The sequence below is a fragment of the Bradyrhizobium sp. Kon69 genome (assembly GCF_055807515.1).
In genome coordinates this window covers 86,775-112,376 of sequence record NZ_JBVVOS010000006.1, presented here as the reverse complement: position 1 = coordinate 112,376, position 25,602 = coordinate 86,775, and the positions used below count along the sequence as shown (strand labels likewise).

24 protein-coding genes are annotated in these 25,602 nt (G+C 63.8%); 13 read left to right on the top strand and 11 right to left on the bottom strand.

Annotated elements, in window-relative coordinates; genetic code table 11:
* The first annotated feature begins 14 nt into the window (after positions 1-14).
* From AC0L3U_RS10385 to AC0L3U_RS10375, 3 genes are all read left to right on the top strand, one after another.
* A complete protein-coding gene (locus AC0L3U_RS10385; RefSeq protein ID WP_473361676.1) occupies positions 15-1,715 on the top strand; it encodes an aspartate:alanine exchanger family transporter in 1,701 nt (566 codons plus the stop codon).
* A gap of 31 nt (positions 1,716-1,746) precedes the next feature.
* Positions 1,747-2,184, top strand: a complete 438-nt coding sequence (locus AC0L3U_RS10380; protein ID WP_085351231.1) for a hypothetical protein — start codon at positions 1,747-1,749, stop codon at positions 2,182-2,184.
* A gap of 166 nt (positions 2,185-2,350) precedes the next feature.
* Positions 2,351-2,806 (top strand): hypothetical protein, encoded by a 456-nt coding sequence (locus AC0L3U_RS10375; RefSeq protein ID WP_473361675.1) that lies wholly within the window; start codon positions 2,351-2,353, stop codon positions 2,804-2,806.
* A 76-nt stretch (positions 2,807-2,882) separates the two neighbouring features.
* On the opposite strand, the gene ppk2 is transcribed toward AC0L3U_RS10375, so the two are convergent.
* Together ppk2 and AC0L3U_RS10365 are read right to left on the bottom strand one after the other, a co-directional pair.
* On the bottom strand, positions 2,883-3,683 hold the full coding sequence (ppk2, locus tag AC0L3U_RS10370) for a polyphosphate kinase 2 (RefSeq protein ID WP_473361674.1): 801 nt from the start codon (positions 3,681-3,683) through the stop codon (positions 2,883-2,885).
* A gap of 36 nt (positions 3,684-3,719) precedes the next feature.
* Positions 3,720-4,172, bottom strand: a complete 453-nt coding sequence (locus AC0L3U_RS10365) for a hypothetical protein (RefSeq protein WP_085351234.1) — start codon at positions 4,170-4,172, stop codon at positions 3,720-3,722.
* A 181-nt stretch (positions 4,173-4,353) separates the two neighbouring features.
* Here AC0L3U_RS10365 and AC0L3U_RS10360 point away from each other — a divergent pair, with 181 nt between their 5' ends.
* The 6 genes from AC0L3U_RS10360 to AC0L3U_RS10335 all read left to right on the top strand — a co-directional run bounded on the left by AC0L3U_RS10360 (position 4,354) and on the right by AC0L3U_RS10335 (position 11,245).
* Complete coding sequence (locus AC0L3U_RS10360) at positions 4,354-4,764, top strand: hypothetical protein (RefSeq protein ID WP_473361790.1); 411 nt, start codon at positions 4,354-4,356, stop codon at positions 4,762-4,764.
* Positions 4,757-5,989, top strand: coding sequence for an HlyD family secretion protein (locus tag AC0L3U_RS10355; protein ID WP_473361673.1), 1,233 nt, complete (start codon positions 4,757-4,759; stop codon positions 5,987-5,989). The genes AC0L3U_RS10360 and AC0L3U_RS10355 overlap by 8 nt, the downstream gene beginning before the upstream one ends.
* Before the next feature lie 113 nt (positions 5,990-6,102).
* Positions 6,103-7,446 carry a TAXI family TRAP transporter solute-binding subunit gene (locus AC0L3U_RS10350; protein ID WP_473361789.1) on the top strand — a complete coding sequence of 448 codons (1,344 nt, stop codon included), beginning with the start codon at positions 6,103-6,105 and terminating at the stop codon, positions 7,444-7,446.
* A gap of 149 nt (positions 7,447-7,595) precedes the next feature.
* Positions 7,596-8,588 carry an ABC transporter substrate-binding protein gene (locus tag AC0L3U_RS10345; protein ID WP_473361672.1) on the top strand — a complete coding sequence of 331 codons (993 nt, stop codon included), beginning with the start codon at positions 7,596-7,598 and terminating at the stop codon, positions 8,586-8,588.
* A gap of 105 nt (positions 8,589-8,693) precedes the next feature.
* Positions 8,694-10,331, top strand: coding sequence for a DUF3300 domain-containing protein (locus AC0L3U_RS10340; protein ID WP_473361788.1), 1,638 nt, complete (start codon positions 8,694-8,696; stop codon positions 10,329-10,331).
* A complete protein-coding gene (locus AC0L3U_RS10335) occupies positions 10,328-11,245 on the top strand; it encodes a DUF2950 domain-containing protein (protein ID WP_473361671.1) in 918 nt (305 codons plus the stop codon). Before AC0L3U_RS10340 ends, AC0L3U_RS10335 begins: the two co-directional genes overlap by 4 nt.
* A 113-nt stretch (positions 11,246-11,358) precedes the next feature.
* On the opposite strand, the gene AC0L3U_RS10330 is transcribed toward AC0L3U_RS10335, so the two are convergent.
* The 3 genes from AC0L3U_RS10330 to AC0L3U_RS10320 all read right to left on the bottom strand — a co-directional run bounded on the left by AC0L3U_RS10330 (position 11,359) and on the right by AC0L3U_RS10320 (position 15,699).
* A complete protein-coding gene (locus tag AC0L3U_RS10330) occupies positions 11,359-13,053 on the bottom strand; it encodes an MASE4 domain-containing protein (RefSeq protein WP_473361670.1) in 1,695 nt (564 codons plus the stop codon).
* Positions 13,054-13,154: 101 nt separating this feature from the next.
* On the bottom strand, positions 13,155-14,522 hold the full coding sequence (locus AC0L3U_RS10325; protein WP_473361669.1) for an amidase: 1,368 nt from the start codon (positions 14,520-14,522) through the stop codon (positions 13,155-13,157).
* The gene (locus tag AC0L3U_RS10320) at positions 14,503-15,699 is read right to left on the bottom strand and encodes an MFS transporter (RefSeq protein ID WP_473361668.1); all 1,197 of its coding nucleotides are present in this window, start codon (positions 15,697-15,699) and stop codon (positions 14,503-14,505) included. The genes AC0L3U_RS10325 and AC0L3U_RS10320 overlap by 20 nt, the downstream gene beginning before the upstream one ends.
* A 26-nt stretch (positions 15,700-15,725) precedes the next feature.
* On the opposite strand from AC0L3U_RS10320, the gene AC0L3U_RS10315 reads away from it, so the two are divergent.
* Positions 15,726-16,061, top strand: a complete 336-nt coding sequence (locus AC0L3U_RS10315) for a hydroxyisourate hydrolase (protein ID WP_473361667.1) — start codon at positions 15,726-15,728, stop codon at positions 16,059-16,061.
* Here AC0L3U_RS10315 and AC0L3U_RS10310 read toward each other — a convergent pair whose 3' ends face one another.
* From AC0L3U_RS10310 to AC0L3U_RS10295, 4 genes are read right to left on the bottom strand one after another with little or no spacing between them, the layout of a single operon-like run.
* On the bottom strand, positions 16,062-16,877 hold the full coding sequence (locus AC0L3U_RS10310) for an ABC transporter permease (protein ID WP_456764918.1): 816 nt from the start codon (positions 16,875-16,877) through the stop codon (positions 16,062-16,064). It abuts the gene before it with no gap.
* Positions 16,877-17,740, bottom strand: coding sequence for an ABC transporter permease (locus AC0L3U_RS10305; RefSeq protein ID WP_473361666.1), 864 nt, complete (start codon positions 17,738-17,740; stop codon positions 16,877-16,879). Before AC0L3U_RS10305 ends, AC0L3U_RS10310 begins: the two co-directional genes overlap by 1 nt.
* Positions 17,741-17,759: 19 nt before the next feature.
* Positions 17,760-18,806: an ABC transporter substrate-binding protein gene (locus AC0L3U_RS10300; RefSeq protein ID WP_007608710.1), complete on the bottom strand. Its 1,047-nt coding sequence runs from the start codon at positions 18,804-18,806 to the stop codon at positions 17,760-17,762.
* 29 nt (positions 18,807-18,835) lie between these two features.
* Complete coding sequence (locus AC0L3U_RS10295) at positions 18,836-19,930, bottom strand: ABC transporter ATP-binding protein (RefSeq protein ID WP_473361665.1); 1,095 nt, start codon at positions 19,928-19,930, stop codon at positions 18,836-18,838.
* 88 nt (positions 19,931-20,018) lie between these two features.
* Between AC0L3U_RS10295 and AC0L3U_RS10290 the strand changes: the two genes are divergently transcribed.
* Positions 20,019-21,401: an amidase gene (locus tag AC0L3U_RS10290; RefSeq protein WP_473361664.1), complete on the top strand. Its 1,383-nt coding sequence runs from the start codon at positions 20,019-20,021 to the stop codon at positions 21,399-21,401.
* On the opposite strand, the gene AC0L3U_RS10285 is transcribed toward AC0L3U_RS10290, so the two are convergent.
* Both AC0L3U_RS10285 and AC0L3U_RS10280 read right to left on the bottom strand, forming a co-directional pair.
* A complete protein-coding gene (locus AC0L3U_RS10285; RefSeq protein ID WP_473361663.1) occupies positions 21,398-22,147 on the bottom strand; it encodes an aspartate/glutamate racemase family protein in 750 nt (249 codons plus the stop codon). The genes AC0L3U_RS10290 and AC0L3U_RS10285 overlap by 4 nt on opposite strands.
* Before the next feature lie 2 nt (positions 22,148-22,149).
* On the bottom strand, positions 22,150-22,860 hold the full coding sequence (locus tag AC0L3U_RS10280) for a GntR family transcriptional regulator (protein WP_473361662.1): 711 nt from the start codon (positions 22,858-22,860) through the stop codon (positions 22,150-22,152).
* Between the two features lie 205 nt (positions 22,861-23,065).
* Between AC0L3U_RS10280 and AC0L3U_RS10275 the strand changes: the two genes are divergently transcribed.
* The gene (locus AC0L3U_RS10275; RefSeq protein ID WP_473361661.1) at positions 23,066-23,806 is read left to right on the top strand and encodes a maleate cis-trans isomerase family protein; all 741 of its coding nucleotides are present in this window, start codon (positions 23,066-23,068) and stop codon (positions 23,804-23,806) included.
* Positions 23,806-25,227, top strand: a complete 1,422-nt coding sequence (gene hydA / locus AC0L3U_RS10270) for a dihydropyrimidinase (protein ID WP_473361787.1) — start codon at positions 23,806-23,808, stop codon at positions 25,225-25,227. The genes AC0L3U_RS10275 and hydA overlap by 1 nt, the downstream gene beginning before the upstream one ends.
* The last annotated feature ends 375 nt before the right edge of the window (positions 25,228-25,602 follow it).

The following is a 25,602-nucleotide window of genomic DNA, read 5'->3' as shown; positions in this document are numbered from 1 at the left end:
AAAAGGGGACGGACATGCAGAGCTTTTTCACGTTCTTGCAGCAGAACCCGTTTCTGTTGCTGTTCTTCGTCGTTGGCCTCGCCGTCTGGATCGGCCGGGCCAGCATCAAGGGTTACGGCCTCGGCATGGTCGCCGGCGCCATCGTGGTGGGCGCTGGCTTATCTGTGTGGGCGTCGATCTATGGCGTGAAGCTCGAGTTGAACAACTTTGCCAAGAGCCTGTTCTATTACCTGTTCATGTATGGGGTTGGCCTTCGTGTCGGGCCCTCTTTCATCAACAGCCTGAAAGGCGACGGCCTCAAGTTCTGCATCCTTGCGCTCGTGTCCAGTGTTGTCGGACTTGCGCTGGTCGTGATTTGCGCCAAGCTGTTTGCGCTGCCAATTGGTGCTGCCGGCGGCATGCTGGCGGGGTCGCAGACCATGTCGGCCGCGATCGGTTCGGCCGAGCAGGCTATCACTTCGGGTGTGGTGAAGCTCCCTGAAGGCATGAAGCCCGAGGATGCGTCTGGCATGATCGCGCTGTCCTACGGCATCACCTACATCTGGGGCACCGTGGGCATCATCCTGATCTGCAAGTACCTGCCGCGCTGGTGGGGGGTCGACGCCAAAGCGGCAGCCAAGCAGTACGAGCAGGAGTTTGGCGTCAAGGACCTCGAGGGTGGCGGCCTGACCGGTTACCGGCAGTTCGGCCTCCGTGCCTACCGGCTCGACAATCCGGCCCAAGTCGGCATGAGCATTGCCAAATTCCGCACGATGAATCCCGAATACCGCATCGTCAACGTGGTGCGGCGCGGAGAACCCCAAGGCGCCGATCCCGAACTCGTTCTGCAAAAGGGCGATGTCGTCGCGCTCGGCGGCTCGACCGAACATCTGACCGACAAGATGGGCCTGATCGGGCCGGAAGTCGCCGACGCCAAGGCGCTCGGCATTCCCATGGATCAGGCGGACATCCTTGTCACCAACAAGGAGATGGCCGGACGGACCTTTGAATCCTTCCGCGAGACGGCCATTGCCGGCCAGTTGCAGGTCACCAAGGTAGAGCGTGGCGGCGTGCAGATCCCCGCCGGTCTCAAGACCGAGTTGCAGCGGATGGACATCGTCTCGGTGGTCGGTATCAAGTCGGCCGTCAACGAGCTCGGCGAGATGTGGGGACGCATTGCGCGGACCAACACCTCGACCGATCTGTTGACGCTCGCCGCCGGCATGATCATCGGCTTCCTGATCGGGATGATCGAATTCCCGGCCTTTGGTGCCAAGATCGGCCTCGGCAACGCCGGCGGTCTGTTGCTGTCCGGCGTGATCGTCTCGTCGCTGGTTTCCCGGCTGCGCTTCTTCGGCAACACGCCGAACGCGGCGCGCAATGTGCTCGAGGATCTCGGTCTCGTGGTCTTCGTCGCCATCGTCGGCATCAATGCCGGCGCCGGACTACTGGCGCAGCTGACCGGGGCCGTGGCGTTGAAGATCTTCGTTGCCGGCTTCATTGCCTGCACGATTCCGCCGTTCATCGTCTGGGCGATCGGCTTCCACGTCTTCAAGATCAATCCGGCCGTGCTGATGGGCGGCGTCGCCGGTGCGCGGTCTCACTCCGGGCCGTGCCGTGAGGCCGCGGTGGAGATCCAGAGCTCCGTGCCCTGGATTGGGTTCCCGGTCGGCTACGCGGTATCGGGCATTCTGCTCACCGTGTTCGGCTACTTCGCAATGATCCTGGCTCAATAGCTCGGCGTCAAAACCAGAGGAAAGAAAAGTCATGAGAAAAGTCGCTATCTATGCCGCCCTGGTCGCCTCGCTGGCAGGCGTCGCCGGATTCAGCACGCCATCGCGGGCAGAGACCGGCCAAGTTGCCGTTGTCTTCACCAAGGGTGGCTTCATCGTTGGCGTCGGTGGGGGCGAGGGTGTTCTGCTGTATCGCGGCCACAAATACCCCTTCACCGTCTCGGGCATGAGCGTCGGCTTCACCATCGGCGCTTCGACCACCAAGCTGGTCGGTCGTGCCCTCAACCTGAGGGGGCCGGAGTCGCTCGAAGGCTCCTACGCTGTCGGCGGTGCGGGCGGTGCCATCGCCGCCGGCGCAGGTGCCGTTCAGCTGCAAAACGGCAACGGCGTGATTCTGCAGCTTAGCGGGCCGAAGGTCGGTGCCGAGCTGTCAGCCGCTGTGGGAGGCGTGACGATAGCTTTGAAGCGGTAGAGCCGCAGTCGCGCCGCTTCGGCGGTCGCGGCGCTTGAATGGCGCTGCTTTTCTCATGCACGTAAGTCGGGATCCGGCCGCAAATCAGTGCCAGGTCGGGTGCAACCGCGTTCCGCGAGGCATCGTCGAAGCGGATCACGGCACCCATATCGAGGGAGGACATGCCATGTTTCGTTATCTTCTCGCTCTCGCTGCGGCCTTCGTTCTTCTCACAGCCACGCTCATTCCAGATGACGCCTACGCCCGCCGGGGCGGCGGTGGTGGCTATCGCGGAGGTGGAGGGGGCATGCGCGCCGGAGGTTTTCATGGCGGTGGCTATCGTGGCGGCGCCGTTCACGCGGGGCGGATCCATGGCGGAGGCGGACGCCATTACGCAGGAGGTCCGCGGCCGAGCCATCCGATCGCCGGTCGTCCGGGTCGTCCTGGTTACCCCGTTGCGGGTCGTCCCGGCCGCCCCGTCGCCGGCTATCCGCGATATGGCTACCGAGGCGCGGCTTACGGAGCTGCTGCCGTCGGTGCGGCCGCGGCGGGCGCCTACGGGTACTACAATAACAACTACAACAATGGTTGTTATCAGGACACGTACGGCAATTGGGTTTGCCCCAACCAGTATCCCTATTAAAGGAAAGTGCTGCTGACGGGTCCAACGGACCCTCAGCAGCATGGTCAGGTGATCGGGCCGAGCCGGGAGCGCGGCGTCAATATCGCTCGGTAACGAAGTTCATCCCACGCAGGCCGGCCTGGTCATTGTAGCGTCCTTTGTCGGAACGCTTCGGCAGCCTCACCTTGTCCTTCTTGATCCGCTTGTGGGGGATCGCCGCCAGGATGTGCGCGATGCAGTTCAGCCGCGCCCGCCGCTTGTCGTCGGAGCGAATGATGTACCAAGGCGCCTCCTTCGTGCTCGTCTTCTTGAGCATCAGGTCGCGCGCGCGCGAATAATCATACCAGCGCTTGAAGGATTCGAGGTCCATCGGACTCAACTTCCATTGCCGCACCGGATCGTCGATGCGGGCGTTGAAGCGGCGCTCCTGCTCCTCCATCCCGACCTCGAGCCAGATCTTGATCAGAATGATGCCGCCGTCGATGGCGTACTTTTCCATTTGCGGGCAGAGCGCGAGGAACCGATCGTGCTCGGCGGGCGAGCAGAACCCCATGACATATTCGACGCCGGCGCGGTTGTACCAGCTCCGGTCGAAGATCACGATCTCGCCGCCGGCCGGAAACTGCTTCATGTAGCGCTGGAAGAAAAGCTGCGTCTTTTCGCGATCCGATGGCGCCGGCAGCGCCACCACCCGGAATACGCGCGGGCTGACCTTTTCTGTGATCGCCTTGATCGTGCCGCCCTTGCCGGCCGCATCGCGGCCTTCGAACAGGACGATGACTCGAAGCTTGTTTTCCTTCACATAATCCTGGAGATGGCAAAGCTCGATCTGGAGCTTTTCGAGCTCCTTCTCGTAGTCCTTGCGCTTCATCCGCTCTGAGGCTTCGTCCTTTGCCATGCCGCTCCGCCTTCTCTTAACTCGGCCGAAACGTGATCAGTCGCCCCAGGAAATGATGACGCCGATGTCGCCGGGGACGCCGTCAGGAAAGTCGACGACCTGGTAGCCGATGCGATAGCCGCGCGGCTTGAGGTATTCGGTCCAGAGTTCGAAGATCTCTTTTGGAATTCCCGTCAGCGTTTTCTCCCAGCCCGCCTCCATCTGGTTGATCGCGCGGCCCTTGTCGGTGCACAAGGTGTTCGGGAAGCGATAGACCTGCACTTCGGTCAGGCCGTTGCGAACCGCGCGCTGGATGATGGTCGAGGCGAGCTTGATTTTCTCCTCCTCGGATTTGCCCGACGGTTTGCTCAGCCGTTCGATCAGAGCGCGTTTCTCGGCTTCGGCCGCGGCGGCGAGGCGAACATATTCCTCGGCCTTTCTGGCTTCCTCGAGCGCAGCTTCCTTGCGAATTTGCAGTGCGTTGGGAATGAGCTCATCGATGCCGGGCATGATTGGTGCGTTCCTGGCTTGCTGTGGGATCGGAGTCAGGGCTAAGCTAAGTTTCGCGCCGTTCGGACCTTTGATTCATATCAAGCAATTTTCTCACCTGCGCGGCCACGGTGACGAGCCGGCGCGCAGACCGCCCTGATCCCTTCCGTGGAGGCGACCATTGAGCGAGCAACTTCATCCGATGGCCCCGCATCATCTGCCGTTCTACCTCGCGCCGGGAAGCGGCACGGACGTGCTGATGGTGGTGATGGGGATCTTCCTGATCGGCACCGTACTCTGGGTTGGCACGCTCTATTGGAAGCTGCACAGCCTCCCCGAACGAATGGCGCACAAGTCGCAGAAGCTGCAATTCGAGATCGTGGCCGTGCTCGGCATCATCTCGCTTTTTACGCACATGCACATTTTCTGGGTGGCCGGCCTTCTGCTCGCGATGATCGACTTGCCGGATTTCGGCACGCCGCTGCGGAGTATCGCAGGCTCGGTCGAGAGGATCGCCGACGCCGCGCCCGGCGAGAGCCGCGAGCCCGAACTCCCTGGCTTGCCGCCGGTTGAGAAGCCGATCGTCAAGGGGAAGGAGCACAGCCATGTTTGAGCTCATGTTCTGCTCCATCCTGACCATCCTGCCGGACTACCTCTACCGCCGTTATGCCCAAGGCAAACGTTTCGGCAAGGAAATCACCTTCTTTTCCATCTGGTACGAATTGCGATGGGGTATCACCGGCTGCCTGATGCTTACGGTGTCGCTGATCACCATGATCTTCTACTTTCACCCGTCCACCACTTCGGCCGCGCTCTATTTTCGGACGGTCCCCATCCTGCCTGAAGGCTCCGGCCGCGTCGCGGAAGTCAATGTCGGCTACAGCGAGGCAGTGAAGAAAGGCGATGTGCTGTTCAGGCTGGACAGTTCGAAGCAGAAGGCCGCCTTGGAGACGGCCACGCGCAAGATCGCCGAGGTCGACGCCGCGATGACAAGCGCCGAAAACGACGTGGTCAAGGCCGAAGCGCAGATCCAGGAAGCCAAGGCCAGCCTTCAGCAGGCCAAGGACGAGCTGGACGTCAAGACGGAGCTGCAGCGCCGCAATCCCGGTATCGTCCCGCAACGCGATATTGAGAAACTACAGGTCGTGGTCAACCAGAGGCAGGCCGGTGTGGACTCGGCCACCGCGTCCAAAACGTCGGCGATGTTGCGGCTTTCAACGCTGTTGCCGGCTGAAAAAGCGAGCGGCCAGGCGGCGTTAGCTGAAGCGCAGGTCGATCTCGACAAGACCTTCGTTCGCGCCGGCGTCGACGGGCGGGTCGAACAGTTCCTCGTTCGGACTGGCGATCTCGTTGCCCAGATCATGCGACCAGCCGGCGTGTTGATACCGGCGGATGCCGGCAGGGGTAGGCTGCAGGCAGGGTTTGGACAGATTGAAGCGGGGGTGGTGAAGGTAGGGATGGTTGCAGAAGCGACCTGCATCTCCAAGCCATGGGTGATCATTCCGCTCCTTGTCACCGATGTGCAGGATTACATCGCCGCCGGCCAGGTCCAGGCTGGCCAGGAACTGATCGAAGCTCAGAATGCACGTAAGCCGGGTTCAATACTCGCCTTCCTGGAGCCGCTGTACAAGGGCGGCCTCGACGGCGTGACGCCGGGCAGCAGTTGCATCGTCAACGCCTATACCAGCAACCACGAGGAGATCTCCGCGAAGGAGACGGGCACGGCTCGTGCCGTCGCCCTGCATGTCGTCGATGGCGTCGGCCTCGTGCACGCCATGCTGTTGCGAATTCAGGCGCTGCTGCTGCCGATCAAGACGCTGGTGCTGAGCGGGCACTGACCGGCTTCGCTTTGGTTTGAATCGCACTTCGGTTCAGCAATGCGCCTCAGTTGAGCCGGTCTGGCGTCATGAGCCAGTCCGACCGCCCAGCGCATATTCACTATGAGCGCTACATGGTCCCCGCAAAAATGCCGATCTGGCTTCGTTCCTTTATTGTCGCCAGCGCTGTCGCGCTCTTGCTTGGAGCTGGCCTGTTCGGCTACCGCTGGTACTCTCGCCCGACGACGCTGACCATCGCGGTCGGATCGCTGGATGGCGAAGCCACACGGCTGGTATCGGCGTTGGCAAGCCGGCTTGCCGCCGTGAACGCCCCGGTCCGGCTCAGACTGGTGGAAACCACCAACGCGGTTGATGCTGCCGAGCAATTTGCGGCGGAAAAGGTCGAGCTTGCTGTCGTCCGCGGCGACGTCGGCGACCTATCGCAGGCGCAGGCTATCGTGGTTCTCGCCCATGCCGTTGTCCTGCTGGTTGCGCCGCCGGGCTCCTCCATTACCGAAATCGCTGGTCTGAAGCGCACCAGCGTCGGCGTGATCGGCAGCGAGATGAATCGCAAGGTCGTCGACGTCCTCAGCGACGAATACGGCCTTGGACGCGCCAACGTGACATTCCGCAATCTCCAGCCGGCAGACGCGCGGCGGGCACTCGACACCAAGGAGGTGCGGGCGATTCTGATCGTCGTTCCCCTTGCGGAAAAGTATCTGGCCCTCTTGCGCGGCCTCTTTCTGCAGACGCCGAAGACCGCGCCGGTCCTCCTTCCCGTCGAGGCGGCTGGTGCCATCGCGGAAAAGCAGCGCGCCTATGAAAGCTTCGATGTCCCGAAGGGCACGCTGCGCGGTTCGCCTCCCGTCCCGAGCGAAGATCTCACCACGCTGCGGGTTTCGTTCTATGTGGTCGCGCAAAAGCAGCTCAGCGCAGAGGTGGCGGGCGGCCTGGCCGACGCGCTGATGAAGGCGCGCAGGGATCTGCTGGGTGAATTGCCAATCCTCTCGCAAATGACCGCGCCGAGCACGGATTCGGACGCCTTCCTCCCGGTCCATCCTGGCGCCGCAGCATTCTACAACGGAACGCAGCAGAGCTTTCTGGACGAATGGGGAAACGTGATCTTCCTCGCGCCCATGATTTTCGGCGGCCTCATCTCCATATTGGCGGCGGCTTGGAAATTCCTTCAGGTGCGTGATCCCTCTAAGGACGAACGGGGCCTGGACTTGCTGTATGCGCTGGGCGCGCGGATACGCAAGACGGAGGCGGAGGCCGAACTGTCCGATATCGAGGTCGAGATCGACCGGGTGCTCCAGGGCCAGCGCGCCAAGGCCGCTGCAGGAGACGAGAATGCGCTCGATGTCACGACATTGAATGTCGCTGCGCATCGTCTTCAGAGCCTGATTCACGACCGTCGGATCCTGTTGTCCGCGAACGGACATGAGCAAGCGCTCGGTCAGCCAGTTGACCGCACCTGACGGTGGTCACTCCAGACCAAGTCGAATCACGGCCGCACCCAAGCTCAGCGACCTTGATCTTGATCAAACCCTCCGGCCGCCAACCCCGTTTCCTTCAGCAATCGCGTCATGCGAAGGGTGCGGGATATCAGGGGGATAGCGGACGGGCAATGAAGCGTCGTGAGTTCATGGCCTTGGTCGGGGCTGCAGCCGCTTGTCCGGTTTTCGCGCACGCTCAGGACGGGGCACCGCGGCCGATGCCGTCGGTCGGCGTGCTGACTGGCAATGTGGTGGGCGATGGCGGCGCTCAGATGCGCGTCAATGCCTTTCAGCAGGGTCTCGCCGACCTCGGCTGGATCGCCAATCAGAACTACCGACTCGATGTGCGCTGGCCGGGTTCCAATCCGACATGGCAGGAACGTGAAGCTCGCGAACTTGTTGCCACCGGACCCGACGTGCTGTTTGCGACCAGCACGGCGACGACACGGGCGCTGCGGGCTGCAACGCAGGTCATTCCGATCATCTTTGTCGGGCTCTCGGATCCGGTCGGGACAGGCCTCGTCGTCGATCTGGCAAGGCCGACCAGCAATCTTACCGGCTTCTCGCTTTACGAGCACGCCATGAGCGGGAAATGGCTGAGCCTGTTGAAGGACATGGTGCCCAGCATGAGCAGTGCGATGCTTCTGTACAATCCCGAGACCGCGCCATATGCGCCCCTTTATCTTCAGGCCGCACACCAGGTGGAAAGTCGCCTGCGCATGACGGTTACCGGCGCCTCCGTCCGCAGCGGCGCCGAGATCGCAGGGGTCATCGAGACGGCGGCGCGGAATGGTAGCGGGCTCGTCGTGCTGCCGGATGGCGGTTTCTTCAGTACTCAGAGCGCCATGGCAATCCCGTTGCTGGCCCAGCGCCGCGTGCCGGCGATCTTCGCCGTCCGCTTCTATACTGTGAATGGCGGGCTGATGTCCTATGGCGCCGACCTGACGCAACAGTTTCGGGACGGCGCTGGCTATGTCGCTCGCATCCTTCGCGGCGCCGAGGTCCGCAGTCTTCCGGTGCAATTCGCCACAAGGTTTGATCTCGTTATCAACGTGAGAGCCGTCCACTCACTTGGGCTGGCGATCCCGGAACGATTGCTGATGGAGGCTGAGCTGATTGACTAGCTTGCTCGGGCGTCGCGGGGGATGAGGCAGCGTTTCGTTGATCTCGATCAACAAACGCCAGCTCTCGGGTCTGATGATCGCCGGAACATGTGTATGGAGGATCTGATGTTTTGCTGCGGCAGGACCTTGATGGCGCTTGCGCTCGTGATCGCGATTCCGCTGGCGGCGGCGGCGCAGACCGCAGATAAGGCGCCCGCCTCCAGCCCGCAGCAGGCAAATCCCCCCGCGCAAGCCGCAGAGCTTCTGAAACCGGAGCAGCTCGAAGCTCTGGCCGCGCCGATTGCGCTCTACCCCGACGAGTTGCTTGCCAACGTGCTCGCGGCTTCCACCTATCCTCTGGAAGTCGTTCAGGCCGATCGCTGGCTGAAAGAGCGCAAGACTCTGAAGGGTGATGTCCTGAAGACTGAAGTCGAGAAGCAGCCGTGGGATGACAGCATCAAGGCGCTGGCCTCGACTGCTGAGGTCTTGGCCATGATGAGCGACAAGCTCGACTGGACCAAGGCGCTCGGCGACGCCGTGCTGGCACAGCAGCCGGATGTGATGGATGCGGTCCAGCGGCTGCGGACCAAGGCTTATGACAACAAGAAGCTGGTGACCACCAAGCAGCAGAAGGTGAGCGTCAAGACCGAGGAAAGCAGGCAGGTGGTCGTGATTGAGCCGGCGGTTCCCGATACGATGTATGTGCCGTATTACGAGCCTGCGACAGTCTACGGCGCGTGGCCCTACACCGAGTATCCACCATATTACTTCGGCTACCCGTCCTACATCGGCGCAGGCGTCGTCGCGGCAGGTCTCGCCTTCGGCACGGCCTGGGCCATCGGTCGCTGGGGCAATTATTGGGGCGGCGGCTGCAACTGGGGCAACCGCAGCGTCTATGTCAATCACCGAACCACGAATATCGGAAATGGCTGGCAGCACAATCCCTCGCATCGCCAAGGGGTACGCTACAACAACGCCAACGTTCAGCAGCGCTTCGGCAATAGCAATCTAAAGGCCGGGGCCGCCGACCGGATGGATTTCCGCGGCCGCGACGGACAGCAGAAGCCGGGACAGGATCGGTCAGGTGCGGGAGATCGCGCAGGAGATCGTGCCGGCGATCGCGCAGGTGATCGAGGCGGTGACCGACAAGGCGCGGGGGATCGTGCCAAGGCGGGAGGCGATCGCGCCAAAGCTGGTGGCGATCGCGCGGCCAAGGGTGGTGGTGCCAAGAATGCTGGCGCAAAAAGTGCCAGCTCTAAAGCTGGCGGTGCCAAGGGCGGCGGTGGCGCCAAGGCCGCGAACCGCGGGGGTGGCGGCGCCCTGAACGTGTCGTCGGGGCGCTCGGCGGCCGCAGCGTCGGCCCGTGGCCAGGCGAGCATGGCGAGCATGGGACCGCGCGGTGGCGGCGGCGGAGGTGCGAGCTTCGCCGGCCGAGGCGGCGGCGGAGGCTTCCAGGGTGGCGGTGGCGGTGGCCGCGGTGGTGGTGGCGGTGGACGGCGTTCCGATATTGGGCTGAAGCATGATGTCGTTCTGCTCGGCCATCTCGCAAGCGGCCTTGGTTACTATCGCTTCAGCTATATCGGCAGCGACAGGGCCTATGTCGGCGTCATTGCGCAGGAAGTCGAAGAGGTGAAGCCACAAGCCGTCACCCGCGGAGCCGACGGCTATCTCCGGGTCTATTACGAAAAGCTCGGTCTGAAATTCCGTACCTATCGCGATTGGCTCGAGAGCGGCGCGCGGATTCCTGCGGGGGTGACGCCATGATGGGTTTGAAGTCGCTTCATCGTGCGGCGTTGCCGGCCATCATGGCGCTAGCGCTCCTGAATTCGCCGTCCCTGGCGCAGCAGTCCTATCCGACACCGGAGGATGCGGCAGCGGCGCTCGCTGCCGCCGTGAAAGGCGGGCCGGACCGGGCCATCCTGAAAGTCCTCGGCAGCGCTGCCGAGGACATCGTCTCGTCCGGTGATGAGGTCGCCGACGTCGACATCCGGCAACGCTTTACCTCGATGTACGACGCCAAGCATTCGATCAAGGCGGAGGGTAACAAGAAGGCAATGCTGATGTTGGGTCCGGACGACTTCCCGTTCCCGATCCCGCTCGTCAACTCCAGGACCGGCTGGGAATTCGATGCCGCCGAAGGCCGCATCGAAGTGCTGTATCGCCGCATCGGCCGCAATGAGCTCGACGCCATTCAGACCAGCCTCGCGTTTGTCGATGCCGAGAACGACTACGCCGACAAGGATCGCGGCGAGGGGGCCGGCGTGTACGCACAGCGCATCGTCAGCAGCGCGGGCAAGAAGGACGGGTTGTTCTGGCGGGACGACAGCGACCAGAGCCCACTCGGCGCATTGGCAGCGCAGGCTTCGGCTGAAGGCTACAAGGCCGAGGAGGGTGCGGCGCCCTATCACGGCTATTATTTCCGGATCCTGAAGGGGCAGGGGTCGAACGCGCCAGGCGGCGCGCTCAACTATGTGGTCAAGGGCAAGATGATCGGAGGTTTTGCACTGGTCGCCTGGCCTGCCGAGTACGGCAACTCCGGCGTCATGACCTTCCTGGTCAACCATGCGGGCGTTATCTACCAGAAGGATCTCGGTTATCGGACCAAGGTTCTCGTTTCCCGCATGACTGCATTCGATCCGGACCAGACCTGGAAGAAGGTCGATGGTGCAAAACCCTGAGCGACGCACGCAGATAGTGCGTCTGGCACCCTCGTATCGGTCGCCAACCTCAGCACGATCATGATCTCTATGAAGTGAGCGAAAGGCGGAACGATCGTGACGGTCTCGGAGCGTCATTGCGACGAAGTGGGAGCGGAGATTGGCATCTCCAACTCGAAAACGGAGCCCCTGACATCCGATTTGACCAGCCTCAACCTTCCTCCGCACCTTGCAACCAGGTTGGAGGAGATGGCCAGTCCCAACCCCATACCGCCTTGCTTCGTCGTAAAGAAAGGGTCGAAGATGCGCTCTTGATGACGCGGTGTGATGCCGGTGCCCGAGTCCTCGACGGACAAATGAACCGCTGTACCACCATCGAGGGCAGTTTTCAGACGGAGCTCTCGTTGGTCGGCGGGGACAGAGCTCATTGCGTCAATCGCGTTTTTGCAGAGGTTCAGGACAATCTGCTGAAGCTCAGTGCCGTCCAGTGCGACTGGAGGTATGTTGCCCTGAAGCTCCATCGTCACTGATACGCCATTGGCCAGGAGATCGTGCTTCAACAGTCTCAGCGTAAGCTCCGCGATGTCCGCGACGTTTGCCGAAGCGCCGCCGCGCGCCGTTTTGATTGTCATCTCGCGAATGCTCGATATGATGTCAGCCGCCCGACCGCCGTCGGCTTCGATGTCACAGAGGATGTTCTCGAGTTCCTCGAGTTCAGGGGAGGCAGCTCGCAAGTGACTCAACCCTGTCGCAGCATTGAGCGAGATGGCCCCCAATGGCGATCTCAGCTCATGGGCGATCGCGCCAGTGACCGCGTCGATGCTGAGAAGCCGGTTCGCTCGTTCGCGTCGCTGCAGGGCAATGACGCTGGCAAGGCGCGAATAGATAAACATCGTTTCGATGAGCAATACGGTCAGCAACATGCAACTGCCGATCAGAACGAAACCGCGTGCTGCGTACCAACCGATGGTGAAGCGAACCGAGCTGCCGATGATCGCTACCAGAAAGTTCGGCAAGTAGGCGAGCAAAGTCACCATCAGCCAAACGTCAAGAATGGTGCGCATGCGCGCAAACAGGACGGTGAGAGCAGTCACATTCCAAAGCAAAAGTATCAGGTTGACTTGATTACCGAGAGGCGTCTGATGCCTGACGTCGTTCACGTAGAAGCTAGGGAGAAATTCGGCTTTCGCAGTCACCATCCACGTCAGTGCTGCCACGGTGGCAGCGATGCAGCCGAAGGCTAGTACGATCACGGCTATCGCCGGTCTGCCTGGTCGGCCGGCGGTGGAGTGATCCTTTGTGAATCCGTACACCAGGATAGCCGCGGGAAAAGCCGTGTGCCAAAGCACGTAAAGCCAAGCGGGGCTATCCAGTCCATTTCCAATGACACCTGCGGTAGCGTATCCGTTCGGAAAAGCGAGCGTTTGCAAGAATGCGAACGATCCGCTGAAAACGTATCCACTTGCGAGTGCGAGAAGTGCCCGTTGGGGCTGGATCGAAAATTGAGCAAACAGCAGGGCTGCCGTGATAAACTCGGCCAGGGCCAACGCGGTCTGCAATACTGGAACGAAACCATTGATCTGGCCCAATTGGATCCGGGCGAACGGCGCGATGGCCGCTGCAAGGACGATGAGCAAGACGGCGACACCCACCGCCCAGGCCTTTTGGCGAGGGGTTGCGGGCATGTTCGCGATGATCAATGGGAATTCTTGCTCATCATCGTAGGGGGGCTCGGCGGCTGCATTGGCCGATCGCTGGCTCGCTCGCGCAATGCCCGGCCCTGATGCTGTCGCACCGCCGCCAAGTCCCATGAACTTGCGCTGGCTCATTCCGCCTCCGGGACCACGAGACAGCATCTTACTCGTCCCCGCGCCCGTTGAAAGCCCATAAGGGGGATCGGCGTGTCGGAAGAGACATCTGACGGCCGGACTTATGTTCGCAACATGGCCTCGATCTCTTGCGCCGCTTCAAGCAGCGTGCGGTCTTGTCCGCGCGCGGCGATGACCTGAAGACCGAATGGAAGTCCGCACCGATCCGTTCCGCACGGTATCGAAATCGCCGGCAGGCGGGCATGATTGACAAAGGGAGTTAACGCCGCGTGCGCGCGCGGACTCGCCACGCGGCCACCGATCGAGTCGGGTCCGGACTGGGTGAATGGCCAGGCGACACAGGGCACGGTTGGCGCCAGCAGCAGATCGACCTCCGTGAAGAATGCAGCGAAAGCATTGGCGATCGCGGCGCTTGCCAGCAGCGCACCGGCAACGTCGGCGCCCGACCACGACAGCCCTCGCTCGATCTGCCTGGCGATGTCAGGATCGAAGACGGCCGGATTCTCGCGGAACGCGTCTCGATAGAGTGCGGCGAGCCCGGCGTGCTGCAGCGGCATGATGGCCTCTTCCGTCGCGCCCGCCGGCCAGACGGGATCGCGCTGCGCGATGCTGAGGCCTGCGGCGGAGAGACGCGCGATGGCGAAAACGAGCCCGTGAGCGACAACATCATCAACGGCGACGTCGAGCCCAAGCCGTGGCGAGAACGCGATGCGCAGACCGGCGATGTTTTTGGCCTCTTGAGCGATGGGGGCGGAATCCGGGTCGCGCGGATCGATACCGGCCATCGCCTCGAACGCCAGCGCGATATCCGCGACATCAGTGGCGATCGGCGCGATGACGGAGAGGCCGAAGAACGGTTCGGCGAAGCCGGGCCCATAGGGGATCGCACCATACGACGGTTTGAACCCGGCGACGCCGACATGAGCCGGCGGCCTGCGGCTCGATCCGCCCGCATCGGTGCCGATCGCCAGCGGCACGAGACCGGCCGCAACCGCGGCGGCCGGGCCCCCCGACGAGCCACCGGGCGTCAATGTGGGATCGAGTGGATGCCGCGTTGGCCCATACAGCGGCGAGGTTGTCACGCCCTTGCAGGCGAATTCCGACGTTGCGCCGATGCCGACGACGACGGCGCCGGCCTTGCGCAGCCGCTCGATCGCAATCGCGTCCCGCGGTGCGACGAATTCGGCGAACAAGCGCGAGCCCTGTGTCACACGCCAGTCGCCGACCCAGATGTTGTCCTTGACGATGACGGGGACACCGGCGAGCGGCATCGTCTCGCCGGCACGCAAGCGATCTTCGACCGCTGTGGCATCGGCAAGCGTACGTGCGGGAGCGGTCGTCACCACCGCGTTCAGCGCCTTGGCGGACTCGATGCGCGTAAGCGCGGCCTCGGCGGTCTCGACCGCACTCGTTCGTCCGGCAGAAACGTCGGCCGCAATCTCGCACGCGTTATTTCTTCCCTTTGTCATGGCCTCCCCAGATCAGTGCCAATGTGCCGCAGAGGGCGAGGCACGCCAAGGCGAAGAAGGCGGCACCGAGACTGGCTGCGCCGTCCAGGAGCGACACCAGCGCCGGCGCCGCCAAGAGGCCGGCATAGGATGCGGTCAGCACCGCGCCGGTCGTTTCGCCAATCCTGTCCTGCGGGGCGAGGCGTGCGATCTCGGCCACGAAGACACCGTTCCAGCCCGAGGCCGTCAGGCCGAACAGGGTTGCAATCGCAAACTGGCCCGTCCGTCCGAGCGATGCGCCGTCGAGGCCGAGCAGCGCGGCGCAAAAAGTCATGCCGAGGCCGATGACGACGAGAACTCCGCGTGAGGCGTTGAGGCGCATTGCGACGAGGCCCCAGCCGAGCCGGCCGACCAGCCCGCCGGCCTGGGCGCAGGCAAGCGCCATGCCGGCCTCGACATGGCTGAGGCCGAGTTCGCGGGTGCCGAGCGTGACGAAGACCGTATTGAGCGACACCTGCATCGCGCTGAACGGCATCGAGGCCAGCGCCAGCATTGCGATGCGCCGGTCCGCGGTCACCAGTGCCAGCCGCGTTCGAAGGCCAAGCTCTGGCAGTGGAACGACCTTCACGGCGTAGGCCGGCCGCAGGCGCTCGAACCATGCTGTCGCCAGCAGCGCACAGGCGCCGACGACTGCGTAGCACCAGGCCGGTCCCAGCGAGATTGCGATCACGGGCAGAACCAGCGAGCCGCAGACCGCGCCGATCTGGTTTCCGGTCTGGCGAACCGAGAACACGAACGCGCGCCGCTCGGCCGTCACGAGCCGTGCCAGCAGCGCCGCGCTTGCGGGGGTCTCCGGTCCGAAGGCGAGGCCAAGACAGAGGCCGGCTGCGAGCAGGGCGGCCGTCGAGCCGAGCGAAGCCAGCGCCATGCTGGCGATGATCGCCGCCGCGCAGAGGCTCGCGATGCGTAGCGAGCCCAGGCGGGCGATGAAGCCGCCGCCCCAGAACGAGGCGGGAATGCCGACGGCGAACACGGCGCAGGAAAACATCGAGAGCTGCCAGACCTCGATATGGGCGCGCGGTGCCACCACGCCCGGCGCGAACAGAGCCAGCGCCACCAGCGCCTGCAGCGAGGTCATGGCGCCAAGCGCCGGCAACAATGCCGGCGCTGGCCGAACGGCCGTGTTTGCGTCTACCATGGTGCTGCGTTCGTTGGAGGAACATCGTGGCAGGCGGCATTTCCATTCACGCGGTCGATGTGGCGAGCGGACGCCCGGCGCAGGGTCTGCGTGTCGAGATCTGGCGGATCGATCCGGACTCGCTGCGCGTCGCCGACGGACGGCTTGCTGCCAACGGCGTGCTCGATCATCCCGTTGCGCAGGGCGCGGGCGTGACGGCAGGCGAGTACGAGGTCCTGTTTCATCTCGGCGAGTTCTTTGGCGAGCGCGACGGGTTTCTCACGGTGACGCCGTTCCGCTTTCGCATCAAGAATGTTGACGAGCATTTTCACCTGCCGCTGAAATTCACGCGCTGGGGCTATTCGCTGTTCCGCGGCGCCTGATCAGTTGGTCAGCCGCCGCGACAACCCCGTGACGCGCTCCATGATCGCGACCAGCGCGACGGTCGCAATGATCAGCACGCCCGACAGCGCGGCGATGGTGACGTCGAGCTTGCCCTCGAGGTCCTGCCACATCCGGATCGGCAGCATGTCGGTGGCGGCATCGCGCAGGAACAGCGACACCGGCACGTTGTCGAACGACGACATGAAGGCGATGAAGGCGCCCGCGATGATGCCCGGCCGGATCAGCGGCAGCACGATGCGCCGGAACGTGTAGATGCGGCTGGCGCCCAGCACGGCCGAACTTTCCAGCAGGGTCGGCTCGAGCTGGGCCAGCGCCGCAATCGTGTTGCGCACGACATAGGGCACGCACACCACGGTATGGCCGATCACCAATGTCAGCGGCGACACCGGCAGTCCGACCAGCGAGAACAGCATCAACGCGGCGAGACCGAAGGCCAGCGCCGGCAGCACCAGAGGGGACATGAACAGGGAATCGAGCAGCCGCGCCGACAGCTTCGGCGAGCGCGAGATCGCGAGCGCTGCGGCAACGCCGAGCACCACGGACAGTCCCGTCGCCCATACCGCCACGATGAGGCTGTTCTTGGCCGCGAAGTGCAGCTGCCAGGCGTTCCACAATTCGGCGTACCAGCGCAGCGAATAGCCCGGCGGCGGGAAACGCAGCGAAAAGCCGCTGGTGAAGGAGACGGTCAGCACCACCAGCGACGGCGCGATGATGATGACCAGCGCGACGATCGCGACCACGGTCATGACCAGCTCGAAGCTGAACGCCTCCAGGGTACGCTTGCGCCCGCTCATCAGGCGCCTCCATAGCCGCGCGACAGGCGGCCCAGCGTAGTGAAGACGGAGACGACCGCGAGCACGGCGAGCAGGAAGATGATCGAGATCGCGGATGCAAACGGCCAGTTCTGCAGCGTGGAGGCCTGCTGATAGAGATACATCGGCATGAACAGCATCTGTCCCCCGCCGATCAGCGACTGGGTGATGAAAGCGGTGATGGCGGCGGCATAGGTCAGCGTGCAGCCGGCGATCACGCCGGGCAGCGACAGCGGCAGAACGATCTTGAAGAAGGTGCGCCAGCTTCCGGCGCCGAGCGAGCAGGAGGCATCGTCGAAATTGGAGTCGATCCGGTTGAGCGCAGTGATCAGCGGCAACGTCATCAGCGGCATTTGCACTTGCGCCAGCGCGAGCACCACGCCGAACTGGGTGTAGAGCAGCTTCAAGGGCGAATTGATGATGCCAAGCGATTGCAGCGTCGCGTTGATAATGCCTTGGCGGCCGAGAATGACGATCCAGGCAAAGGTGCGCACCACGACGCTGGTCAGGAGCGGTAGCAGCACGATCAGGATGATGATGGTCTGAAGCCGCGGCCCGACCCGCTGGTAGAGCCAGGCGATGGGAAAGCCGAGCACGAGGCAGACGGTAGTCACCTCCGCCCCCAGCAGCAGCGTCGAGCCGAGCACGCTGAGGCTGAAGGGGTCGGTGAGGAAGTGCAAATATTGGCCGAGCCCCCAATGGAGCGCGGCCGTGTCGTTGTGGAGCGACAGCCAGAGCAGTTGCAGCAGCGGCGCCACGAAGAAGACCAGGAAGAACAGCGCCAGCGGCACTGCCAATCCCATCCCGTAGGAGGTCACGTCCCGTGGTGCCGGTGCTGCGCCCATGGTCAGGTCCCTGAAGCTCTTAGATCTTGATCTCGCGGTTGAAACGCTCGATCCAGGCCGAGCGCTGCTCGTTGATCTTCTTCCAGTCCTGGAACACGAATTTCTGCTTCAGCTCGGCGGTATCCTTGGCGAGCACGCGCGCGATCTCGCCGCCCATCGCCACCTTGGAATTGGTCGGCACGATCAGATAGGGCGGGTTCATCAGCGTGGTCTGCACCTCGGGCGTCAACGACGCCTCGATCAGCTTGAAGGCGAGCTCGCGGTTGGGCGAGTTCTTGACGATGTGGATCGTGGTCTTGAAGGCGATGGCACCTTCCTTAGGGGCCACGAACTCGACCGGCACGCCGCGCGCTTTCAGGATCTGGATGGCGTTGAAATTGCCGGGCGAGATGTCGATCTGGCCCTGCTGGAACAGTGTGGCGAGCGCGCCGGGATTGGCGGCGACCGCGGCGAGATTGGGCTTCAGCTCCTCGATCGCCTTGAAGCCGGGATCGACATTGGCTTCCGAGCCGCCGCGCATCTTGGCGATCTCGACCAGCCAGCCGGTCCCGAGCGTCGAGTTGAGGTTGGTGATGCCGACGCGGCCCTTGAACTCGGGCTTCCACAGATCGGCCCAGGAGGTGGGCGGCGTCTTGACCGCTTCCGGATTGTAGGTGAGGCCGACGACCTGGAAGAACGGGGCAGGGCCCATCGGCTCCTGCGCCTCGGCGATGAGGTCCTTGTAATAGGCGCTCTTCTCGACGGGGTAGGGCTCGACCAGATCCTGACCGATCGCGACCAGCGCCGGGCCGGGATCGTGCAGCATGACGTCGATCGGCGGATTGGCCTTGGCGGCGTTCACCTTGGCGATCTGGTCAACCGAGAGCATGGGGTCGAGCACCATCGCGGCGTCCGCGTTGGCCTTACGGAAGGCCGGCACCAGCACGGCCTTGTGCGCCTCCTCCCAGCTTCCGGTGAAGGTCGCAAACACCAGCGGGCGGGCCTGGGCATAGCTCAATCCGGGAAACGCCTTCATGGCACCGAGTGTGAGTGCGGTCGTCATCAGGCTTCGGCGGTTCATAATCATGTCGAACTCCCTCTGGACAAAGACTGGATCTAAAGCGTTGCAGGAAAAGCGTTGGCGAGCGACGGGGCGAGCGGCGCGAGGCGCACCGCGGCGCCGCTCTCGAGCGTGCGCGTCTCGCCGATGCGCGCCTGTGAGATCTTGACGCCGGAGCCGTCGGCGGTGGTGACCTCGTGGACCACGGTGGCTCCTAACGGCAGCGACATGCCGACCACGCCGGCAAAGCCGGTCTCGTCGCCGACGAATTGCAGATGCTCGGGTCGGATACAGACGGTGACGCGGCCGCCTTCGGTGAGAGCGCCGCCGGCGGGACGCGCGATGATTTCCGCGCCGGCGTCGAGACGGACTTTTGCTGCCGTCCGATCCGCCGAGACGACCACGCCGGGCATGCGATTGCTGGCGCCGACGAAGGTGTTCACGAACAGCGTCTGCGGCCGGTCATAGACGTCCGATGGCGATCCGAACTGCTCGAGCTTGCCGTGGCTCAGCACCGCGACGCGGTCGGCCATCGACAGCGCTTCTTCCTGGTCGTGGGTCACGATCACCGTGGTGATGCCGGAGACGCGCTGGAGCCGCTTGACCTCGATCTGCATGTCCAGCCGCAAATTCTTGTCGAGCGCGGCAAAGGGCTCGTCGAGCAACAGGATCGACGGCTTGATCGCCAGTGCGCGAGCGAGCGCCACGCGCTGCTGCTGGCCGCCGGAGAGCTGCCGTGGCAACCGTTCCGACATGGTCGGCAACTGCACCAGATCCAGCAGGCGCTGCGCTTCGCGCTGGCGGGTCGTCTTGTCGACGCCGCGCGCGGCAAGCCCGTAAGCGACGTTCTCGCTGATGCTGAGATGGGGGAATAGTGCGTAGTTCTGGAACACAATGCCGACCGCGCGACGGTTCGGCGGCAGCGCGTCGACGATGTCGTCGCCGATGATGATCCGCCCTTGCGTCTGCGCGATGAAGCCGGCGATGATTCGCAGCAGGGTGGTCTTGCCGCAGCCGGAGGGGCCGAGCAGGGCGATGATCTCGCCACCCTTGATGTCGAGATTGATGTTCTCGACCGCGAGCGCGCCGCTCGGATAGCGGTGGGTAACGGCGTCGACGACGAGCGATCGGCCGCCTTGCGCTTCAGCCATGATGTTGCCTCCCACTGTCCCGAGGAAGAAAGCAAGTCTCGTGCCCGCGCCGGTCGCTTTTCGCTGCGAGGTTTGGCATTGTGGAGCGATGACATCGATTTGCGATCTCACCGCCACGGCCCTCACGCGCGCCATCGCGAAGGGCGAGCTGTCGTCGCGCGAGGTTGTCGAGGCGCATCTCGAACGGATTGCGCACCGAGACGTGCAATTGGCGGCATTTATGACTGTCGATGCGGAGGGCGCCCACCGTGCCGCGCAAATCTGCGATGCCGCGCCCGCGCCGATGGGCCCACTGCACGGCGTGCCCGTAGGAATCAAGGACCTCACGGACACGGCGGGGCTTACGACCACCCATGGGTCGGTTCTGTTTCGTGATCACGTCCCCGCCGAAGACGATCTCGTGGTCGCGCGGCTGCGGCGTGCCGGCGCGATCATCCTGGGCAAGACCAACACGCCGGAATTCGGCTTCGGTGCGGTCTGCACCAACAAATTGTGCGGACCGACCCGTAATCCGTTCGATCCCGCGCTGACCTCCGGCGGGTCGTCCGGCGGCTCCGCGGTTGCGGTCGCGGCCGGCATGGTGCCGCTGGCCCATGGCACCGATTTCGGCGGCTCCGTGCGCACGCCCGCAAGTTTTTGCGACGTCGCTTCGATCCGGCCGACGCCCGGCCGGATTCCGTCGCCGCGGCGCCCGCTCGGCTGGGACATGCTGGCCTCCCACGGTTTTCTGGCCCGCGGCGTCGACGATCTCGAACTTGCGCTGTCGATCTGTGGAGGAGGCGACGCGAATGATCCGATTTCGGTCGGCGTCGTCAGCGACGGTCGGCTGGTCGCAAGGCGTCCCAGAATTGCAGTGACGCCCGATTTCGGCGTCGCGCCGGTTGCGCGCGATGTTCGAGCCCGCTTCGGCACCGCCTGCGAGGCGCTCGCGCGCGTTGCCGATCTCGTGCCGTCGTCGCCCCATTGCGGCGGTGCTATCGAGGCTTTTCGGACGCTGCGCGCCGCACACATTGCCAACGGTTGTGGCGAGCTGCTGAGGACGCGCCGCACAGAACTCACGCCTACCGTGATCTGGAACATCGAAGCGGGCGCAAAGCTCGCGGCTGAGGACTATCTCAACGCCGAACGGCGCCGCACCGCGATCTACCGCAGCTTTCGCGAGCTGTTCACTCGCGCCGATTTCCTGGTTGCGCCGGCGGCGTCCGTCTTGCCCTGGCCGAACGAAATCAGCGATGTCACCGCGATCGACGGCGCAGTGCTGGAGACCCCGATCGACTATCTCGCCGTCACTTTCATCGTGTCGCTGGTTGGTTTCCCGGTGCTGACCCTGCCGGCGCCGCGAGCGGAGAGCGAGCTGCCGTTCGGCATCCAGATCATTGCCCCACCGGGATGCGAATCCCGCCTGTTTGCCTTCGGCCGTGCCATCGAGAACGAATTCGGTTTTTCTCATCGCTGGCCGAAGCTCCCCTAGCTGTCGCGGTGCTCGAGCCGAGCGGCGAGCGCATCGGCAAGGCCAAGGGTGGGTTTGGCGGCGGGGCGGCGGTAGGTGCCTGCAGTTGCCTTGCGCAGGCGTAGCGCCACCAGCGCTTCCGCTTGCTTCACTGCGGCGACGACCTGATCGACGACGGGAACGGGGATCCGTTCGGCGACGCGCTCTGCAAGGCCCGAAAGTGGCGCGCCCGCGAAAATCAAAACATCGGCGTCGTTCTCGACGATCGCACGCTGAGCAAGTCCGACAAGCACATCTTCCTTCTCGGTGCCGACCTCCGAGATCGCCTGGAACGGCGTATCGAGCATGCGGATACCGGCGCAGCGATCCCACAGCCCGTGGGCGCGGACGCATTCCTCGTACCAGGGGCCGAGCGCCTGGGCGAAGGTGACGATTGCGAAGCGGCGTCCGGCCATGCAGGCGGTCAGCATCGCCGCTTCCGCCATGCCGACCACGGGAATGTCGAAGGTTTCGCGCGCGGCGAACAGGCCGGGATCGCCGAAGGCGGCGATGATCGCGGCGTCGACCTTGCGGTGCTGCTCGGCCAGCATTTCCAGTGCGATAGTGCCGCCGATCTGCGCCTCGGTGCGCGTCGAGATGTAGGGCACGCCGCGGGTCGCGGTGCAGGGGATCAGCTCGGTCCCGGGCGAAGCCGCGCGCTGCCCGACATCCGTCATCAACTGGGTGACAGCGGTGCTGGTGTTCGGGTTGAGCAGCAGCAGCTTCATGATTACGCCGCCGTCTGCTTGGCTTGAGAGGTGCCGATCACTTCGAGCAGAGCTGTGCCGGTGCGCCGGACATGGGCGCCGAGCAGGCGTCCTGCGGTTTCGCTATCGCGCGCCTCGAGCGCGGCAAGGATGCCGGCGTGCTCGTCGACCGAATTGCTCCAGCGCCGGTCGGCGCCGAGCGCGAGGTAACGTGCGCGCTCGGCGCGGGAGATCAGCGTCTCGTGCGCTTCCCGCAACGGCGTGTTGCGCGCCATGCGGACGATGGTGTTGTGGATCTCGCCGTTGATGGCGAAGTACTCGTCGAGCTTGCCGTTGCGATGATGACCTTCCATGCGGGTCTGAAGCGTGCGCAGTCGGGCGAGATCGCGCTCGGTGGCGCGCTCCGCGGCAAGCTCTGCGGCCAGCCGCTCGATGCCGGCCAGCGCCTCGAATAATTCGGAGATGCCGTCGAGCGCGAGGCCCGCGATGCGCGGGCTGCGGTTGGGGCGCAGCTCGATCAATCCCTCCGCAGCCAGCACCTTCATCGCCTCGCGCAGCGGCGTGCGCGACACGCCGAGCTCCTTCGACAGCCTAGTTTCCTGGGTCTGCGATCCCGGCGGCAGCTCGCCGCGAATGATCATCGCCCGCATCCGCGCAGCCGCGCGCTCATGCAGGCCCATCCGCTTGAGTTTGGGCGACTTTCGTCCCGTAACCGGTTCGGATTTCTGCTGCACGCCGACCTTCCTGCTGACGTGCGATCCTAGCTAATTTCCTTCATGTGAGGTGCCCAAATGGAAGACGTATGCGGCTCAAAACACATGCATATCGAATAAATTGTATGCAGCATGCAGATTGCGGGTTGCGTCGACGGATGCGGACGCGGATGATCTTTTGAGGAAGCGAAGGAGCGCTTTCGCCGCAACGGAGCGACTGCGATCGATGTCAATTATGCGCAAACGCCTCGGCATGATCACGCCCTCCTCCAATTCGGTGCTGGAGCCCGTCACCAGCGCGATGCTCGCCGGCGTCGACGGCGTCACTGCGCATTTCTCGCGCTTCCGGGTCACCGAGGTCGCGCTCGACACCGCCGCGCTGAACCAGTTCGATGCCTCGGTGATGCTGCCGGCGGCGGACCTGCTCGCCGACGCGAAGGTTGATGCCGTCGCCTGGAACGGCACGTCCGCAAGCTGGCTCGGCATCAGCCGCGACCGGAGCCTTTGCGAGGCAATCACGGCGCGCACAGGCGTGCCTGCGACAACGTCGACGCTTGCCTGCATCGATGCCGCCCGTGCGCTCGGCGCCAAGCGCGTTGGTCTCGTATCGCCCTATACCGACGACGTACAGCGGCGGATCGGCGACGTCTGGGCCGAGGAGGGCATCGCCCCGCACACGGAGCGGCACCTCGGACTGCGCGACAATTTCTCGTTCGGCGAGGTCGCGCCTGCGACCATTGCTGGCATGATCCGCGCGGTGGCGGCTGACGGCGCTGATGCTGTCGTCATCCTCTGCACCAACCTCGACGGCGCCGTGCTGGCGGCCTCGCTCGAACGGGAATTGAATGTCGCGGTGCTCGATTCAGTCGCGGTCACGCTGTGGCGAACCCTGGAGCTCGCCGGCGGCGACGCCGGGGCTCTTGCCGATTGGGGCCGGATCTTCCAGACATCGACGGTCATCAAGTGATGGAAACTCCCGTGACGCAGCTCGATCTCGCTATTCGCGGCGGAACTATCGTGACGGCCAGCGACGAGTTCCGCGCCGATATCGGCATTCACGACGGCCGCATCGTCAGCATTGCCGATCATATCGAGAGTGCTGCCCGCGAGATCGACGCGACCGGGCTGCTGGCGCTGCCGGGCGGGATCGACAGCCATGTCCACATCTCGCAGGCCTCCGGCCCCGACGTGGTGATGGCCGACGACTTCGCCTCGGCGACCCGTTCGGCAGCCGCCGGCGGCAACACTATGGTCCTCCCGTTTGCGCTTCAGGAGAAAGGCACGTCGCTGCGGGCCTGCGTCGAGAACTACCGCAAGCTCGCCGAAGGCGAGTGCTATATCGACGCGGCGTTCCATCTCATCATCTCCGATCCGACCGCGGTCGTGCTCGGGCAGGAGCTGCCGGCGCTGGTCAAGGACGGCTACACCTCGTTCAAGGTGTTCATGACCTATGATGACCTCGTGCTCAGCGACCAGCAGCTGCTCGAGGTCTTCGAGGTCGCGCGCCGCGAGGAAGCGCTGGTGATGGTCCATTGCGAGGGTTACGACGCCATCCGTTTTCTCACCTCAAAACTCGAGCGAGAGGGGCATATCGCCCCATATTTCCATGGCGTGTCGCGGCCACAGGCGGTCGAGCGCGAAGCCACGCATCGCGCCATCAGTCATGCCGAGGTGGTCGGCGTTCCCATCATGATCGTGCACGTCTCCGGCCGTGAGGCGATGGAGCAGGTGCGCTGGGCCCAGCAGCGCGGATTGCCTGTTCATGCCGAGACCTGCCCGCAATACATTACGCTGACGGCCGATGACATGAAGGGCCTGAACATGGACATGTCAGGCGCGAAATACGTCTGCTCGCCGCCACCGCGGGACGCGGAAAGCCAGCAGGCGATCTGGGAGGGCATCACCACGGGCGTATTCCAGACCTTCTCGTCCGATCACTGCCCGTTCCGCTACGACGATCCCAAGGGCAAACTGACGCCGAACGGCCGCACCTCGTTCCGCTGGGTGCCGAACGGCATTCCGGGTGTCGAGACCCGGCTGCCGATCCTGTTCTCCGAGGGCGTGTCGAAGGGGCGAATCAGCCTGCAGAAATTCGTCGAGCTGACCGCGACCAACCATGCGCGCATCTACGGCCTCTATCCGCGCAAGGGCTCGATCGGCGTCGGCTTCGATGCGGATATCGTGCTGTGGGACCCCAAATTGAAGAAACCTATTCGGCAGGCCGATCTGCATCATGGTTCGGATTACACGCCATGGGAAGGCTTCGACGTCACGGGATGGCCGGTAACGACGATCGCCCGTGGCCGGGTGGTGTACGAACACGGCAGGATCGTCGGCGCTAAAGGTGCCGGCGACATTCTTAGCCGCGGCAGGTCAAGCCTGATCTGATCGAGCTCAACACATTGCTGCTCAACTGTGCCGCTCGTGCGCGGGGGCGATGGCCTGTCCTTGGTGGGAGACACCGTCTCTGATTGGATCTGGTTGGGCCTCGGTTGCTGCAGGGACCAGCATGGATTGGAGCGAGAGTTTAGGTTTTCCAATTGGTTAGAGAGTGACGTGTGCACGATGCGTGCACTGGGAGATCCTGGAAAGTCCGAAGTCGCCATTTGAGCGACCTCGATCTGAATCGCGCAAAGGGCTCTCGAAAGGGAGCAGGGCGGAATCTGCGCTCGATGTGTTTGTGTTTGGAGCCAAGACTGCGTCGACATCGCTGGTCAGGAGCAATACAGGCCGCGCGCGAGTGATTTCTGTCTGCGCCAGGAC